This is a genomic window from Lutispora sp. QWL-02 (assembly GCF_058315355.1).
This window is the reverse complement of sequence record NZ_CM177762.1, coordinates 2,316,110-2,332,308: the sequence shown is the minus strand read 5'-3', so window position 1 is coordinate 2,332,308 and position 16,199 is coordinate 2,316,110. Positions and strand designations below refer to the sequence as shown.

Genomic DNA, 16,199 nt, shown 5'->3' with positions numbered 1-16,199 from the left:
ATTGCCTCCTCATAGCTAAAAGATATTTGGCGTAATCCTTTGTTTTATTTGATGCCGGTAATATAGATTTACTATGCAGTTAAACAAATACTTACCCGGATTTTTGATAAATTCTCTTCGGAAAATATTCCTCTTAACTATTGAGGGAATGGTAAATAAAGATTCATAAAGCTGCCAATAAGCTTCAGTAAGCTCCTCAGGCGACATATTGGCAGGCATATAAACGGCCTCCGTACCGTCAAAGCTGTAAATATCCTCCTTGACCAGACGTTTTTGCTTTTCTATTTCTTTAAAAAATCTTGTGCCGGGTATGGGGGTCAATATATAAAACCTGGGTACCCCTATTTTGTTTCTCTCAATGAATTCCTTTGTGTCCTTTATTGAAGCAATGGTGTCTCCTTCTCCGCCAACGACCATTTCCGTCGATACATCAATGCCATGGGACCGTATATTCCTGATCAACCTGGGATAATCAGACGGATTTGCCCAGCCTTTATTCATAGCCTTTAAGCTCTCTTTAGAAATGCTTTCAAGACCAAAGCTCAAGGTGGTACAGCCGCTGTCAGCTAAGATTCTCAGCAATTCGTCATCTTCTCCTATTCTGATGTCGCACTGGCTCATCCAGGACATATTCATGCTTTTTATATGTTTCATCAGCTCCAGTAAATATTCTCTATCAGAGAAGATATTATCATCTAGAAGCAGGAATTTTTTAAATCCTAAATCTGCTACTTGCTGTATATCTCTGATCACCTCTTCCAAAGATTTTTTGATATAGTGCCCTTTATATAAGCAGGCCACGGAACAAAAACTGCAGTTGTTGGGACAGCCCCTTCCCGCCTGTACGGGAAGAAAATCCCCTATTGGCTTGTCCATGATCAAATCAAACCTTGGCAGAGGTGTTGAAAAGCTTCCGTTTTTTAACTCATTTCGGTATATTTTTTTAATCCTTCCCTTTTTAAAATCCTCTAACAGCTCTTTCCATACCAGCTCCGCATCGCCAACCACAACAGCATCACAGTATTTCAACGCTTCTTCCGCCATGATGCTGGCCATATAGCCGCCTAATATCACTGTTTTCCCTCTTTCACGAAAAGCCCTGGCCAGATCAATAGAGCGTATGACCCCATGACCCATGGTGCTTATGCCGATCAAGTCCGCATCGGTATCCATCGGTACTTCCTCCAGCAATTCCAATACAATCTCTACAGTCCAATCCTCCGGAGCCATGGCAGCCAATAAAGGCATAGCTAAACCGACAAAATACAATCGTTTCTTTTTTATTGGGCGTTTAAATTTATCATAAGGACTGGGTTGAATCAATAATAATTTCCTCATTTATTTTCCTCTCCAAATTTTCTGCAAATACTGCCAGCTTACAAAGCTGCTGCCTATGAGCATTTTAATATTAGCTCTGATACCATACTTTTTTATCAGCGCAGCCATATGCTTTGGTCTCATAATAACCTTATAATATGAAGTCAACAGCTGCAAATAAAATTCTGATATGCCCATATGCTTCGGCTTAAGGGCTATATGAGCCATATCCCAGAGATGATAATCTTCGCGGCGGATCAGCAATTCCGGCAGGTACATATCAAAAATATCTGTCCCGGGCAAGGGCGTTAATGGCTGAAGGTTCACAAACCTTACTTCAAGAGCTTTTAACCAGGCAGTCAGTTCTTTAAAATCTTTTTTGCTGAAATCCAGCGGAATTATCAATGTGGCATAAAGCTCAATATCCATGCTCTTCAGTATTTCTATGCATTTCTCGTTGATCTGCTTTGTGGTTCCTTTACGATAATCATCCAAGTCCTTGCTTCTTATGGACTCAATGCCGACTATTACTGCCTGCAGGCCGCAATCTTTGAATTCCTTCAGAAGGCCTTCATTCTCAACAATAAAGTCTGCTCGCCCGTATACAAGAAACCTCTTTTTAATATTTCTTTCTCTGATAGCGGCTATGAAAGCCACGACCCGGTCCGCATCATACAAGAAATCATCATCCACTATATATATTTCTTCTTCTTTTATGGCTTCCAGTTCGTTTATAACATCTTCAACAGCCCTTGCAAAGTACTTTCCATCTGTAATTTCTCTGCAAAAACAAAACTGGCAGTTATATGGACAGCCAAAGGAGGTCTTGATCAATGCACATGGCTTGTGAAACATATAATAATAATGCTTCCTATACTGTGAGACAGCCTCACGGGCAGGATGCTTATATGAAAAGCTGTATTTTTTTGGTCCTGAGTCCTTGAGCATCTTTCTGATATCCGATTTGCTCTTGCCTTCCAGCAAGGCTTTCAATGCTTCATTAAATCCGTCAATGCCATTTCTGTCAAACACGAAATCTATATACCGGCATTTGAAATCCTCAGGCACTACCTCCGCATGAACGCCTCCGACCCCTGTGCTTATTTCCGGCAATAATCCTTTGGCTTGCTCCGCCAGCTTTTTTATAATCCCTACATGGGTGATATAGCCCGTAAATAATATAAAGTCCGGCTTCTCATTTAACAGGACAGACTCATATGGGATTTTCTCCAAAATCATATCTACTATTTTTATATCTATGCTTTTTTTGATAAAATCAGGTATATTGGAGACCAAGTATTCCAATTCAAGGGGTTCGCATATCATAACATGCTGAAGCCCAATGGTTTCTTTGTGGGGCCTTGGTCTTACGAGCAGTACCTTCACTTTTTCACCTTCTTCAATGTATAAACTGCAATTCTGGGCATGAAAAATTTCTCTTTGATTACCCCCAGTTCCTCTATTTCCAACCGTGGCTTAACCAGCTCCCTGAATTGAAAATCCGAAGGATAACAAGCCATGCCGGTTGTAAATTTTACAAAGAATAAGCAAAGCCTATCATAAAAGCTGTTGCCGCTGGCAAAGGCCATAAATATTCTTCCATCGTCTTTTAAAATATTTGATAGATCAGCTATAACCTTGGCTTTATCCTTATAATAGGGAAAGGAGTGGGTGCAGATTATGATGTCAGATTCATCATCATACTTGTCCAATTCTGCCGCATCCATGCAGATATGATCGGCGTTGGGGTTCCTCTTCATTGAAATTTCAAGCATTGCCTCAGAATAATCTATCCCTGTAATATCATAGCCTCCATATCTCTTTCCTATCTCTTCAATCAATTCACCGGGCCCGCAGCCCAGATCCAGAACCTTTAAATGCTTATTGCCTCTATAGCCTTTTTCTATGAGCTTCAGTATATAATTTCTTGTAGGTTTTAATGAATACTTTTGAACCCATAATTTATCATATCTGCTTGCCCAAAAATCCCATATTTTGGAAGTCATAACCATCCTCCTGTTTTATCACTTAACTAACTGCAATAACTCTAATTTAACTGTTGTGTCGACTTATATATTTCCATATGCGTTTTGACTTTAGCAGCCTCAAATGTGTCCAATAAAACAAAATATAAAATAGTGGGACCAGAAGCCTGGGCTTTAATACCAGATGAAGAAAGTCATATTTTTTTAAATCCTGAGTTATCAGGTCTTTCTTCACTTTTTCATAGCTGCTTGTACCCTTTATCGGAGTAAATACAGATATGGTATAAACGTCAATATCATGCTTCCTGATAAAATCTCTAAGGTCAATAAAATCTCTAAGGGAATAATCCGGATGCACCATAAATAATGCCGTTAGATCTATGGAGTTTTCTTTCAGCAGCGATATAGCCTCAGGATAACGCAGCGCGTCTGTTGACTTGTGATAGTCCTCCAATTCCTCGTTATTGATAGATTCAAAGCCAACGATCACTTCTGCCAGCCCTGCTTTTTTCAATCTAGGCAGCAGATCTGCTTCCTTTATAATAAAGTCTGCTCTTAAATATCCGATTATCTTAACCTTTAAATCAATTTTGCTTACGGCCTCTATAAAAGCTAAAGCATCTTCACGCATTGCAAAAAGAACATCATCTACAATCCAAAAATACTCTGCTTCAATATCAGCCATTTCTTCAACCATTTTATCATAATCGCTCTTTATATATATTCCGCCATTTACACACCTGCAGTAGCAATACTCACAGCCATAGGGACAGCCTATGCTTCCTTTAATCAATGCCACCTGTTTTTTCTCCAGATATGATGTCTTGGGACTGATCATTCGAAACAAGCGGCGATCGGCTTTGATTGAGTCTGCTGCTTTTATATAATGCTTTCCTCCAACCTTCCATATGCCGTCTGCCGAACCGGCTTGATCTATGAAATAATCTACCCCTGCCTCGATCAGCTTGTTCTTTGAATCCGAAATATGCCTGATAACCTGCTTAAAAACCGATAAGCATTGGGAATGAATGACATAATCTATGTTTTTATGATGAAAAGCAGATGCATTAAGCTGGGCATGAACTCCACCTACAATAACAATCGTTCCTGGATATTTTGCCTTGCAAGCGCCGGCTTCCAGTATGATTTCCTCTTCAGCTACGTTATAACCGGTAAGGACTATAACATCCGGCTTGATTTCTTTTGGCTCCTTGAGTCCGAATAAATCATCGGCTATATGGCACTCAATGCCCATAGAGTCTAATACAGCCTCCAGATAGCAAAGCTCCAAGGGTTCAACCTTTACAGGGTCGAATAATGAAAACAGGGTTTTGACTCTCACTTTTTTCAAAAAAACAATCATAAGAGTTCCCCCTTTACGCGCTCTATCTCCGGCTTGAACGAGGCTTCCTTCAAGTCCATGTTAAACACATGGTGCCGGATTTTATAGGGCTTGTATGAAAATATAGGCACTAAACGCTGCAAAAGCTTATTGATAATAGGGTTGCTATGATGCAAATATAAATATTTATCCACTTCTGTGCATCCTATCTTCAATTTGCTTTCTTCTGCTGTTTGACCGAAGTTGATGGTCCTATATCCCCTCTCTATGGCTGCTTGAATGATCTTAAGCAGCATATTGTAATAAAGGTCATAAGGCTCGTTGTACTCCTTGCGAAAACCGCCAAATAAAAAGCAAAGCTCTCCTCCCAGCTCTTTTAGCTGGATGAATCCCAAAAGCTTGCCGGAGCCTGAATCGATAAATTCGAAAAAATCTGCTTCATAATCGGTAAAGAATTGCATAGGCAGTATCTCTAAGGGGTTTTGGGTCCTATCCATTATGCTCAAATACAAATCATAATGCTCCTTGCCGAATCCTTTTCTGTCTAAAGATTTCACTATAAGGCCTTCTCCTTTTTTAAGCGCCTTCTTAATCCGTCTCCTATATGAACTGCGCAGTGCTTTTAGATAATCTTCAAAAGAAGAAAATCTATTATTAAAAACAAAGGTTGATAAGGTTCTTCCTGCAACGAGCCTTTTAAACCCGGGATCGGCATTCAGCACTACCTTCAGCCCCTTCATCTCTTCTATGGCTCTTTCCACAGAAGAAACCTCTCCCCAATAGCCTTTGCAGCAGAGTGAGATAGGCAATCCAATGATTCTGACATCGGCTCTCAGCGGGAAAGCATATTTGAAATTCAGCAGGTTTAGCTTTAAAGAATATGAGAGGATAAAGCTGTCTTCATTAAAGCTATATATTTGACCGCATGGATTTACTTTTTCCAGGAGCTCCAGCAATACTGACAACTCATGTTCAAAAGGTAAATTTGATTTGATATCCGATAAATTGCTATAGACAGCCAATTAATGCACATCCTTTATATAGGCTTTATAGCATTTGTGCCTGCTATCTGCCCATTTAATGCCAAAGCTCTTTGAAAGAGTATTATTTTCGAGGATCCAACCGGATTCAAAATTAGCATACCGACCTTTAACGCATTGAAAACAATGGTCAAACAATGCTAAAATCGCTCCCCGCCCTTTTTCATTGGGTATCACTCCCATTTCAACAATTTTAAAGGTATCTATTTTATCAGAAAAAAATTTATTTTTAATCACAGTTGATAAGCCTAATGTCTCTGAAGGCTTCATCAATTGATGAAAATCGGGATACCAGAGCATGAATCCCACAGGCGTTCCATTTTTTTCAACAAACAAAAGATTTTCAGGTTTTAACAAAAATCTGAAATCCTTAAACAGCTCTAAATCTTCTTCAGCTTTTCGCGGATAATAAAAGAGATGCTCTTTAAAAGCGTCATTATTTATTTGAGTATATATATATGCTTCGGCTTTCAAATCCCTGAAATCAACTGGGCGAACCACATACCTTTCTCTGATCCGCCTCTGAAGTCCAGAATTGAGCAAACGCTCAAGTGAATGCATATCCTTTTTGTAACTTATCATTTCTATCGCTTTGAAGCCGCTTTTTTCAAAAAAGTCATGATAAAAAGGCGGGTTATGTGGCATACCAAAGCTTTGCCGCTCCTCATAATGGCTGGCTAAAAATCCCAAACCGTAATTTACATGAATGTTTAAAGAGCCCGATATTTTATCAGCACCCTTTTCTTTAGCCAAGGCTTCGGCTCGATCTATTATTAAATCAAAAGCCTCCATATCGAATTTTTCGGCTTCAAAGAAGCCTATCTGCAGAAACTCAGGCATCCTATAAGCATATGCCAATATGCTTATCATTATGATTCTGCCGCCATCCATCACCATCAACGGCTCCAGGTAAGCGGACTTGCATAATTCACTCTTGCCGCTCAACAAACCCTTTAGCAGCCCTGACATAGAATTTCGCTTAAAAGGATTATTCAAATATTGATTTTCATAAAACTTGAAAAAAGCTTTTACATTCATATCGTCAACTTGCTTTAATTCCATTTTTCCTCCTGCAAACCACTGTGTGCTTATACTATTTATTATATTAAATCTCTGATCATAAGACAACAAACATGCTGTCAGGCACTTTACATTGATTTTTTTCATATGGATATAATAAATTCAAAGTAAAATTTATTACTTTCAAGGAGGGCAATTAATGAAAGCAAAGAAATTAATATCGATATTTATCCTTGCTGCTGCACTGTTTGCAGGATGTGCAAAGCCTGCGCCTGCGCCTTCTCCGGCTCCAACGCCTTCAGATGCTACACCGGATAAGGTCACAACTGCTTCTATAGTTGATAATGCGGCGGCATTTGAAAAGGCAATAGGCAGCAGCGGCACATGGATCATAGCTATCACAAAAGACCTGACCATTGATAAGGAGCTGGTATTGGACGGCGAATTTAAAAATGGCAAGAAAGACGCTGAGGGCAAGGATATCATACAAAGGAAAATCGCCCTTTATGCCCAGGATGCTAACAGAAACATCACTGCCCGATATACTTTAACAGCACCAAGGCTCACCATCAACAGCCCCGAGGCCAGCATCCAGCATGGAACCTTTAAAGGAGACCTTTATGTTTCATCTAAGAATTTTAAGCTTGTAGATGCTACTGTTGACGGAAATGTATATTTTACTGCAGATGAAGCCAAGGGTACCTTTACAATGGATGATAAGAGCAAGGTCACCGGAAAGCAGGAGATCAAGAAATAAGCGAAAGCGGTTGGATGCCCCAACCGCTTTTTCAAGCTAACAGCTACTTCCTTTCCAGGCCAGTATAGATCAATATCGCATGTCTAAAAAATTCTGCCGTACCCGGCTGCTTTTCATCATAGTAAGCCCTGAACCTTTCATCATCAACATACATTTGGGCAACACCCGCATGGGCTTCCTTACTGTATTCATTCCAATAATATGTGAGCCATTGCTTGTGAAGCTCAGCTGCTTTTTGAGCGGATTCACCTGCGGGATCACCGGTTTTAAAGGCCTCAGAAAGTTTTTCCTTAACCTGCTCTCCAAGCTTTGTTACCTTATCATAGTCTTCTCGGGTCATGCCCATAACTTTTTTATTGGACCTATCAACTACATCATCACCATACTTTTCTCTTATCTCATTTCCATATTTCTTTTCATTATCATCGATCATTTTTCGCTTAAAGCCTTCGAATTTTTCTTTATCAAACATTTTTATCCTCCCTTCCGCAAAGGCTATGGTTTTTTCCACATTCGCTATCAACGCATCCAATTGGCTTCGTTTTTCAAGGAGTCTTTCACGATGTTCTCTAAGTGCAGCGACCCCGTCAAAAGCAGGTGAAGATATCAAATCTTTTATCTTGTCCAAGCTTATATCCAGCTCTCTATAAAGCATTATTTGCTGCAGTCTGTCAATTTCCGCCTGGCCATATATACGATATCCCGATGAATTGATTCTTGCCGGCTTAAGAATACCGATTTCATCATAATACCTAAGAGCCCTTGTGCTGACACCTGCCAACTTTGCCAAACCTTGCACTGTATATTCCATGTGTTTGCCTCCTTTCAAAATCAATATACACCTTTACGTAACGTTAATGTCAACATAATTTTAAAATATTTGGGTTAAATATATATCAGGGGTTGAAATACTTGGAATATATTTATATAATTATAGCAATAAATGAATATTCAACCGGATGAAAATGGCGAGAGATATCATAATAGATAGCCGAAGGAGCAATTATAAAAAGGAAGCCATCTTTTTACAAACACTCTCAGGCAAAAGGGATCGTCATGGGACGGACCTCTGAAGAGTCCGTAAAACGGCGCCGTAGGGGAAATACACTGTGAGTGTAGAAGCTCTCAGGTAAAAGAACAGAGTGGATATAATGGCATCTTTTATTATTATGCTATTATATCCATTTATATTTTGGACACAATACAACTGTATATCATTTGATAACTGCGTATGAACTTTAGGAGATATTATTCCGAAGCCTAATGCCATTCGGCTTATAGATATAAGCATCAGCGGCAAAGGCTATCGGATAAATATATTAAAATTAAAAGGAGGAATAGTCTTATGAGTGATCCTAAAAAGACGGCGCTTTATAATTCCCATGGAAAATATGGCGGAAAAATCGTAGATTATTCAGGTTGGGCACTGCCGGTACAATATGAGGGTATAACCGCAGAACATGAAGCTGTTAGGAATAGCGCGGGTTTATTCGATGTATCTCATATGGGAGAAGTTGAGATAAAAGGAAAGCAGGCTACAGACTATATTCAAAACCTGATCACCAATGATATATCTAATATGAATGAAAACCAGATAATTTACTCTCTCATGTGCTATCCCGACGGCGGCATCGTCGATGACCTTTTAGTCTACAAGTATACAAATAATCATTATATGCTTGTAATCAATGCGGGCAATGTTGATAAAGATGTTGAATGGATGAAGAATAATATAGGAGCCTATGATATGCAGTTTGCAGATATATCGCCTGATATATCTGAGGTGGCCTTTCAGGGGCCTAAAGCAGAAGAAATACTGCAGGAGCTGACAGATACAAATCTGTCTGAAATTGCATTTTTCTATTTCAAAGAAAATGTGAAGATTGCAGGCAGAAATTGTCTTGTATCCCGCACCGGTTATACAGGTGAGGATGGCTTTGAAATCTACATGAAGCATGAGGATGCCGAATATTTATGGGATAAAATACTTGAGACCGGAAAGGCTAAAGGTGCAAAGCCTGCCGGCCTTGGATCCCGTGATACTCTGAGATTTGAAGCAAACTTGCCACTTTACGGCAATGAGCTTTCCGCGGAAATCACACCCCTGGAAGCTGGTTTTGGAATGTTTGTAAAACTTAACAAACCCGGATTTATCGGAAAAGAAGCCCTTGAAAAGCAAAAGGCAGAAGGTTTAAAACGAAAAATAGTAGGCTTTGAAATGATCGAGCCGGGCATTCCAAGGCATGGATATGATGTTTTAGCTGACGGAAAAATTATTGGTTTTGTAACAACAGGCTATAATTCTCCTACGCTAAAGAAAAATATAGGCCTTGCAATGGTTGATATCAAATACTCGGAGCTTGATACTCCGTTAGAAATACAAATAAGGAAAAAAACTGCGAAAGCTAAGGTAGTCGGCAGAAAGTTTTATACCAAGCATTACAAAAAGTAATTAAGATTTTACTGCAATAACTCATTAATGCATATGTTGCACTGACTGATAACGATTGCAAATGTCCCAGGGCATGCTCTCTTGCTCCTGTGGAGCAATTCACCTTATGCTTCGGGACTAAGAGTTTGTAAGCTTGCATAGGGTTGCGTCAAAACTAACAAACTCTAAGCTCCTTCACAATTAACTCTTTTATCAGTCAGTACAACAGGCTAAAACAAAGTTTTGCAGTCTGAACAATGAATAATTAAAAAAAGTTTAGGAGGAGTAACAATGGAAGTAAAAAAGGATTTGTTTTATTCAAATGACCATGAATGGGTAAGAGTCGAGGGAGAAAAAGCCTATATAGGAATCACAGATTATGCTCAGCATTCTTTGGGAGAAATAGTATATGTTGAATTACCGGAGGTTGACAATGAACTTAATGCCGGAGAGGTATTCGGGGTCATAGAATCTGTTAAAGCGGCTTCCGACTCATATCTTCCGGTTTCAGGCAAAGTCCTTGAGGTTAATGAAGAATTATCGGATTCACCTCAGCTTATCAATGAAGATCCATATGCAAGCTGGGTAGTGCTTATAGAAATGTCCGATAAATCCGAGCTTGATAATCTTATGAATGCGCAGGAATATGAGGAATTCTGCAGTAAGGAGGATTAATATGCATAGGTATATACCAAATACAGAAGCTGATGAAAAGCTGATGCTCGGAAGCATCGGTGCAGAATCCATTGAAGATCTGTTTGTAGATATACCGAAAAGTTTGCGTCTCGACAGAAAGCTCAATATTCCCGGTCCTCTATCCGAGCTGGAGCTTTCTGCTCATATGAAAGATCTGAGCCATGCAAATAAAAGCACTGAGGATCTGGTCTGCTTCCTTGGAGCGGGGGCTTATGATCATTATATACCTTCCATTGTAAGGCATTTGGCGATGAGATCAGAGTTTTATACTGCATATACACCTTATCAGCCCGAAATAAGCCAGGGTACCTTGCAGGTGATATTCGAATATCAGACTATGATCTGCAAGCTCACCGGCATGGATGTGACCAATGCATCTATGTATGACGGAGCGACCGCCTGCGTAGAGGCTGCTATGATGGCTGTAGAAAGCGCAAAGCGTGACTCCATAATCGTTTCAAAAACAGTTCATCCTGAAGTCAGGAAAGTATTGAAAAGCTATATGAGGTTCCGCGATGTTGAAGTGATCGAAGCTGATATGGCAGACGGTGTTACTGATGCAGAAAAACTGAAATCATTGGTGGGAAGCAATACCGCTGGTGTTATTGTGCAAAACCCCAATTTTTTCGGTATAATAGAAGATCTGTCTGAGGTTGAAAAAATAGTCCATGGAAATAAATCTGTATTGATAGATTATGTAGATCCCATTTCTCTGGGGATACTGAAAAGCCCTGCCGAATCCGGCGTCGATATCGTTGTAGGAGAGGGTCAGTCCTTAGGTAACAGCATGAGCTATGGAGGGCCATACCTTGGATTCATGGCTACCAATACCAAGCTGATGCGAAAAATGCCCGGAAGGATTGTCGGACAATCTGATGATGTGGACGGAAAAAGAGCCTTTGTTCTTACATTGCAAGCCAGAGAACAGCATATACGCAGGTATAAGGCAACCTCCAACATATGCTCAAACCAGGGCCTTAATGCTCTTACTGCTGCCATCTACATGACTACAATGGGTAAAAAAGGTATTAGAGAAGTGGCTGAACAAAGCACAAAAAAAGCTCATTATGCAATGAAACAGCTTACAAAGAGCGGCAGATTCAAGCCATTATTTGACAAGCCCTTCTTTAAGGAATTTGCGGTTACAAGCGCTACAGAAAGCAATAAAATTAATAAGGAGCTATTAAAGCATAATATTCTCGGAGGCTATGAGCTGGAAAAAGACTATCATGAATTTAAGAACAGCTTGCTGCTGTGTGTCACTGAAAAAAGGACTAAAGAGCAAATCGACAAGCTTGCTCAAGCGATGGAGGTGATATGATGAAGGATTACAATAAGCTGATTTTTGAAATTTCCAAAGAAGACAGGAAAGCCTATAGCCTTCCTCCCTGCGATGTAGATGAAGCAGAATTGAATAGCTTGATCCCTGATTCATTTTTAAGGGATAAAGAAGCTGAGCTGCCGGAAGTGAGCGAAGTCGATGTTATAAGGCATTTCACCAATCTCTCCAATAAAAATTATGGAGTGGACACCGGCTTCTATCCGCTGGGCTCCTGCACCATGAAATATAATCCTAAAATAAATGAAGATATGGCGGCTTTGGGAGGATTCAGCAATATTCATCCCCTTCAGCCCGTAGAGACAGTGCAAGGAGCTCTTGAGCTCATGTATGAGCTTGATAACTTGCTTTCGGAGATAACGGGAATGGAAAAAGTAACCCTTCAGCCTGCTGCGGGAGCTCATGGTGAACTGACCGGCTTGATGATAATCAAGGCCTATCATGATAATAGAGGAGACAGAAAAAGAAATAAAATCATAGTTCCGGATTCGGCTCACGGAACAAATCCTGCTAGTGCAGCTGTCGCAGGTTTTGAAATAGTGGAGATAGAATCTGATAAAAACGGAGCTGTAAATCTTGAAAAACTGAAAGCCGTATTAAGTGATGAAATAGCAGGATTAATGCTGACAAATCCCAGCACCTTGGGACTATTTGAGCATAACATAAAAGAGATAGCAGATCTTGTGCATGAAGCAGGAGGTCTTCTTTACTACGATGGTGCAAATGCCAATGCTATTGTTGGGATGACGAGACCAGGTGACATGGGCTTTGATGTAATTCATCTCAACCTGCATAAAACTTTCTCCACTCCTCATGGCGGAGGCGGACCTGGAAGCGGACCTGTCGGAGTAAGAAAGGATCTGGTTAAATTCCTTCCGGTGCCAATTGTTGAAAAAAAGGATGGCAAATATGTGCTGGACTATGATAAACCCAACTCCATAGGCAAGGTTAAAAGCTTTTATGGGCATTTTGGGGTTGCTGTAAAAGCCTATGCATATATACTGTCAATGGGTGCCGATGGATTAAAGGAAGTAAGTCAAAAGGCAGTGCTTAATGCAAACTATATTATGAGCAAGCTGAAGAAACATTACTATCTGCCCATAGATCAAGTATGCAAGCACGAATTCGTTTTAGGCGGACTTCTCAATGATGAAAACCATATTTCTACTCTGGATGTGGCTAAACGCTTGCTTGACTATGGCTACCATCCTCCTACAATTTACTTTCCGCTCATCGTAAGTGAAGCTATAATGATCGAACCTACTGAAACCGAAAGCGTTGAGACTCTTGATGGGTTCATCGATGCAATGATAAAAATAGCAGAGGAAGCTAAGGAAAGTCCGGATATCTTAAAAACCGCTCCCCATGACACACCGGTAAGAAGAATAGACGAAGCTAAAGCTGCAAGAAATCTGATATTGAAATGGGATAAAAATAAACAATAAAAGAGAATGCCCTCCGATATGGAGGGCATTCTTGATTATTTAACCAAGCTTCTTGTGGTCTATTCGACCTTTGCCGACAGCAAGCCAAAGATACCGCCAACTATTCCCAAAACCAAACTTATCACTATACCCAGAATAAATAAGCTGCTTTCCAAAGCTTCACGGGGAGGCAGCGGAATAAATGGGAGCGGGCCGGCCATTTGACTATAGAAAGCTTTTAAAGCGAGCACTGCAAGAGCAAACGCAGCCATGGCTCCTGCCATAGTCAATATCAAGCCTTCAATCAAAAATGGGAATGCAATAAATGATTCAGAGGCACCCAAAAGCCTTAGAGTATTTATTTGCTCCCTGTTATTATATATCCCGCTCTTTATAATATGTGATATCGTTATCACCGTTGTTATGCTTACAGTAGCCATGATCAGCCACCCCAGCGCTTCAAACACTCTTATAATACCCCTCAAACGCTCCAAAACATCCCTGTTATCCCTTATTTGTTCTATATCGGGTACAGACTTCAGGCCTTCGAGAACCTTTTCCATTTCCCCAAGCTGGATCTTTACCTCTATGAATGGGCTGAAGGGGTTATCATCCAGGTATTTCAGAACTTTTGCTTCTTCCCCCAGGATTGCGGACATCCTGTTATAGGCTTCATCTTCATCAATAAGCCGGGCACCCATGACGCCATTAATTTTCTTAATGCTTTCCACCATCTGCAAAATACCATCATCTTCAACGCTATCACCAAAAAATACGTTTATTTCTGCTTCGCTCTGTATTGTGTCGACTACATAGCCGCTTATCCACCAGCTTGAGAGCACCATGATGAGTATAAAGAAAATAAGCCCTATGCTTAAAATAGAAAATATATTAGTCATCATATTAATTTTTATTATTGTTTTGGCTTCTTTGAAAAAATACCCTATATTGTATATTATATTGTTCATTATTCATTAACCCAGCCTTTCCTGACGGATGCTTCCATTGCTTACGCAGATCAGCTTTCCTTCTCTAAAGCTCTCAATCAAATGAGTTGCATGGGTAGTAATGATCACCGCCGTATTCTTATCTTTAAAAGAAGTCAATAACTCCAATATATTTAAGGCGTTATCTTTATCAAGGTTTCCGGTAGGTTCATCGGCAAGTATCAATAAGGGCCGCCTGGCTATTGCCCGAGCAATAGCCACTCTTTGGCACTCCCCCCAGGATAGATTTTCTGCCAGTGCGGAAATCTTGTGTTTAAGTCCCACCTTCACCAAGGCATTAATCGCATCCTCCTTCATTTGTTTTTGTGGAATATTCAAAAAACGTATGCCTAGCATCACATTTTCAACGGCTGTTCTGCCTTTTATAAGCCTGAACTCTTGAAAAACAGGACCGATAGATCTTCTCAGCTTCCTTATTTTTGAAGCTTGTCCTCTGATTATAGGCTGTTTTAGAACCGCTAAAGAACCGGATGTAGGATACTCCACTCCCATAAAAAGCTTTAAGAGGCTGGTTTTGCCTGAGCCGCTGGGACCTGTAATATAGATCAGATCACCCGGTTCAACCTGTAAGTTTATATCGTTTAACGCTATTGTACCGTCACTGTACTTTAAGCTCACGTTCTTTGCCTCAATCAAGTCCATCGCCTCCTGCATTTTTAATCAATATAAATTGGGTTTAACGGTCAAATTTATGTAATCTTCCATGATCTCTACAGATTGCAGAGTATAGCTGCCGAGCAAGGGCTCCAGATCCAACGACAGTTTTTTTTCTCTAAATAATTCCTCTATGGTTCCTGCTGCCAGCGGCATGTCATAAAAAACCCCTTCTTCTGCTTCAAATTCTAAAATATGCCCTTCTGCAATGATGAATACTCCTGATAATTTCAAGTTCTTTTCAGGAAGTTCAATCACAATCTTACCAGGTTTAAAATCAAATATCATCTCAGCAATATCAACCTGGCTGGAAACTATATCATTAAAGCTTTTTTCATTTAAGGACGCCTTGATCCCAAATATGGAAAAATCAAACGTCAAAGCGTCGGGAGGAAAATTGCCTTCTTCGATGATGCCGGAAAACTCTTTTTCAGCTTCCGAAAAAAGCAGCTTAAGTTCCTTCCATACATGCTGCATATCAGCAATCTGCTTTTGATAGTACCCTTTTTTCACTGTCAGGGATGTCAAATATTCCTCCATATCAATTTTTAATTCTGCTTTTTTAGCAATCGCTGCCGTTAATTCTTTATGCTTAAGCTCCAATAAGGCCAGCTTTTCCATGAGCTCAGCTTTAGCGCCATTCAACTGCTCTTTGCTTGACTCCAGCTGCTCCAGCAATACCCCCGTATCCCGGGTCAGATCCCGCAAAGTATTAATCCTCAATATAAAGGAAGACAAGCTGTCTGAATTAAGAATTATTTCAAGGTAAGATATAGGGCCCATCCTCTGGTAGCTCCTCAAAACCTGTTTTAAGCCTTCCTGCTTTTTTCCAAAGGAATACTCGGCATCAGCGATTGCCAATTCAAGCTCTTGGGCTTCCCTGTCAATTTCTTCTATTTGCTGGTCAATCTCCTTTTCCTCTGCTTCTATTATCTCCATCTCTTGAGCCAGCGTAAATAAGCTTTGGAGTATTTTCTTTTCATTTTCGGATATCCCGGCCAGCTCCTCTTGCAATTTCGAGAAAGGATCCGTCCCACCCGCAATAATCCTTGTATGCGGAATTGTCAAAGCTATTGCCAGGCTCAGAATCAAAAACCATTTAACATTTACTGATTTAAACATGCGCTCACCCTTATTCAAGCTTCTATTCTCTTTCAGCATCCGCAAGGCCTTTTTCATACGCTTTG

Annotated in this window: 15 protein-coding genes and 1 riboswitch; of the genes, 5 read left to right on the top strand and 10 right to left on the bottom strand. The window is 40.2% G+C overall.

Annotated features, from left to right (window positions below; all coding sequences use genetic code 11):
- Positions 1-15: 15 nt before the first annotated feature.
- From AC4HCY_RS10840 to AC4HCY_RS10815, 6 genes are read right to left on the bottom strand one after another with little or no spacing between them, the layout of a single operon-like run.
- Positions 16-1,338, bottom strand: a complete 1,323-nt coding sequence (locus AC4HCY_RS10840) for a B12-binding domain-containing radical SAM protein (protein WP_491094262.1) — start codon at positions 1,336-1,338, stop codon at positions 16-18.
- Positions 1,339-2,703 (bottom strand): B12-binding domain-containing radical SAM protein, encoded by a 1,365-nt coding sequence (locus AC4HCY_RS10835; protein ID WP_491094261.1) that lies wholly within the window; start codon positions 2,701-2,703, stop codon positions 1,339-1,341. It lies immediately after the preceding gene.
- Positions 2,700-3,323, bottom strand: a complete 624-nt coding sequence (locus tag AC4HCY_RS10830) for a class I SAM-dependent methyltransferase (protein WP_491094260.1) — start codon at positions 3,321-3,323, stop codon at positions 2,700-2,702. Before AC4HCY_RS10830 ends, AC4HCY_RS10835 begins: the two co-directional genes overlap by 4 nt.
- Before the next feature lie 46 nt (positions 3,324-3,369).
- Positions 3,370-4,665 carry a B12-binding domain-containing radical SAM protein gene (locus tag AC4HCY_RS10825; protein WP_491094259.1) on the bottom strand — a complete coding sequence of 432 codons (1,296 nt, stop codon included), beginning with the start codon at positions 4,663-4,665 and terminating at the stop codon, positions 3,370-3,372.
- Positions 4,662-5,666 (bottom strand): GNAT family N-acetyltransferase, encoded by a 1,005-nt coding sequence (locus AC4HCY_RS10820; RefSeq protein WP_323432129.1) that lies wholly within the window; start codon positions 5,664-5,666, stop codon positions 4,662-4,664. The genes AC4HCY_RS10825 and AC4HCY_RS10820 overlap by 4 nt, the downstream gene beginning before the upstream one ends.
- Entirely contained in the window at positions 5,667-6,746 is a 1,080-nt protein-coding gene (locus tag AC4HCY_RS10815) for a hypothetical protein (protein ID WP_491094258.1), read from the bottom strand.
- Between the two features lie 157 nt (positions 6,747-6,903).
- Between AC4HCY_RS10815 and AC4HCY_RS10810 the strand changes: the two genes are divergently transcribed.
- Complete coding sequence (locus AC4HCY_RS10810) at positions 6,904-7,461, top strand: hypothetical protein (protein WP_491094257.1); 558 nt, start codon at positions 6,904-6,906, stop codon at positions 7,459-7,461.
- 43 nt (positions 7,462-7,504) lie between these two features.
- Here the strand turns inward: AC4HCY_RS10810 and AC4HCY_RS10805 are convergent, their stop codons facing one another.
- A complete protein-coding gene (locus AC4HCY_RS10805) occupies positions 7,505-8,272 on the bottom strand; it encodes a MerR family transcriptional regulator (protein ID WP_323432126.1) in 768 nt (255 codons plus the stop codon).
- 248 nt (positions 8,273-8,520) lie between these two features.
- A riboswitch (glycine riboswitch) is annotated at positions 8,521-8,612 on the top strand.
- Between the two features lie 194 nt (positions 8,613-8,806).
- On the opposite strand from AC4HCY_RS10805, the gene gcvT reads away from it, so the two are divergent.
- The 4 genes from gcvT to gcvPB all read left to right on the top strand — a co-directional run bounded on the left by gcvT (position 8,807) and on the right by gcvPB (position 13,372).
- On the top strand, positions 8,807-9,913 hold the full coding sequence (gene gcvT, locus AC4HCY_RS10800) for a glycine cleavage system aminomethyltransferase GcvT (protein WP_323432125.1): 1,107 nt from the start codon (positions 8,807-8,809) through the stop codon (positions 9,911-9,913).
- A 270-nt stretch (positions 9,914-10,183) separates the two neighbouring features.
- Positions 10,184-10,567, top strand: coding sequence for a glycine cleavage system protein GcvH (gene gcvH / locus AC4HCY_RS10795; protein WP_323432124.1), 384 nt, complete (start codon positions 10,184-10,186; stop codon positions 10,565-10,567).
- 1 nt (position 10,568) lies between these two features.
- On the top strand, positions 10,569-11,909 hold the full coding sequence (gene gcvPA, locus AC4HCY_RS10790) for an aminomethyl-transferring glycine dehydrogenase subunit GcvPA (protein ID WP_491094256.1): 1,341 nt from the start codon (positions 10,569-10,571) through the stop codon (positions 11,907-11,909).
- Positions 11,906-13,372: an aminomethyl-transferring glycine dehydrogenase subunit GcvPB gene (gene gcvPB, locus AC4HCY_RS10785; RefSeq protein WP_491094255.1), complete on the top strand. Its 1,467-nt coding sequence runs from the start codon at positions 11,906-11,908 to the stop codon at positions 13,370-13,372. The genes gcvPA and gcvPB overlap by 4 nt, the downstream gene beginning before the upstream one ends.
- Before the next feature lie 59 nt (positions 13,373-13,431).
- On the opposite strand, the gene AC4HCY_RS10780 is transcribed toward gcvPB, so the two are convergent.
- The 3 genes from AC4HCY_RS10780 to AC4HCY_RS10770 are packed head-to-tail and all read right to left on the bottom strand — an operon-like array spanning position 13,432 to position 16,191.
- Positions 13,432-14,319 carry a cell division protein FtsX gene (locus AC4HCY_RS10780; RefSeq protein WP_323432121.1) on the bottom strand — a complete coding sequence of 296 codons (888 nt, stop codon included), beginning with the start codon at positions 14,317-14,319 and terminating at the stop codon, positions 13,432-13,434.
- A 6-nt stretch (positions 14,320-14,325) separates the two neighbouring features.
- A complete protein-coding gene (locus AC4HCY_RS10775) occupies positions 14,326-14,994 on the bottom strand; it encodes a cell division ATP-binding protein FtsE (protein ID WP_323432120.1) in 669 nt (222 codons plus the stop codon).
- A 24-nt stretch (positions 14,995-15,018) separates the two neighbouring features.
- Positions 15,019-16,191, bottom strand: a complete 1,173-nt coding sequence (locus tag AC4HCY_RS10770; RefSeq protein WP_323432119.1) for a coiled-coil domain-containing protein — start codon at positions 16,189-16,191, stop codon at positions 15,019-15,021.
- Positions 16,192-16,199 lie beyond the last annotated feature (8 nt).

What these genes read in the sequence shown, in the direction of transcription:
- gcvPB (WP_491094255.1), top strand. Translation starts at nt 11,906, where the DNA reads ATGATGAAGGATTACAATAAGCTGATTTTTGAAATTTCCAAAGAAGAC.
- gcvPA (WP_491094256.1), top strand. Translation starts at nt 10,569, where the DNA reads ATGCATAGGTATATACCAAATACAGAAGCTGATGAAAAGCTGATGCTC.
- AC4HCY_RS10770 (WP_323432119.1), bottom strand. Translation starts at nt 16,191, where the DNA reads ATGAAAAAGGCCTTGCGGATGCTGAAAGAGAATAGAAGCTTGAATAAG.
- AC4HCY_RS10810 (WP_491094257.1), top strand. Translation starts at nt 6,904, where the DNA reads ATGAAAGCAAAGAAATTAATATCGATATTTATCCTTGCTGCTGCACTG.
- AC4HCY_RS10840 (WP_491094262.1), bottom strand. Translation starts at nt 1,338, where the DNA reads ATGAGGAAATTATTATTGATTCAACCCAGTCCTTATGATAAATTTAAA.
- AC4HCY_RS10780 (WP_323432121.1), bottom strand. Translation starts at nt 14,319, where the DNA reads ATGAACAATATAATATACAATATAGGGTATTTTTTCAAAGAAGCCAAA.
- AC4HCY_RS10830 (WP_491094260.1), bottom strand. Translation starts at nt 3,323, where the DNA reads ATGACTTCCAAAATATGGGATTTTTGGGCAAGCAGATATGATAAATTA.
- gcvT (WP_323432125.1), top strand. Translation starts at nt 8,807, where the DNA reads ATGAGTGATCCTAAAAAGACGGCGCTTTATAATTCCCATGGAAAATAT.
- AC4HCY_RS10825 (WP_491094259.1), bottom strand. Translation starts at nt 4,665, where the DNA reads ATGATTGTTTTTTTGAAAAAAGTGAGAGTCAAAACCCTGTTTTCATTA.
- AC4HCY_RS10815 (WP_491094258.1), bottom strand. Translation starts at nt 6,746, where the DNA reads ATGGAATTAAAGCAAGTTGACGATATGAATGTAAAAGCTTTTTTCAAG.
- AC4HCY_RS10805 (WP_323432126.1), bottom strand. Translation starts at nt 8,272, where the DNA reads ATGGAATATACAGTGCAAGGTTTGGCAAAGTTGGCAGGTGTCAGCACA.
- gcvH (WP_323432124.1), top strand. Translation starts at nt 10,184, where the DNA reads ATGGAAGTAAAAAAGGATTTGTTTTATTCAAATGACCATGAATGGGTA.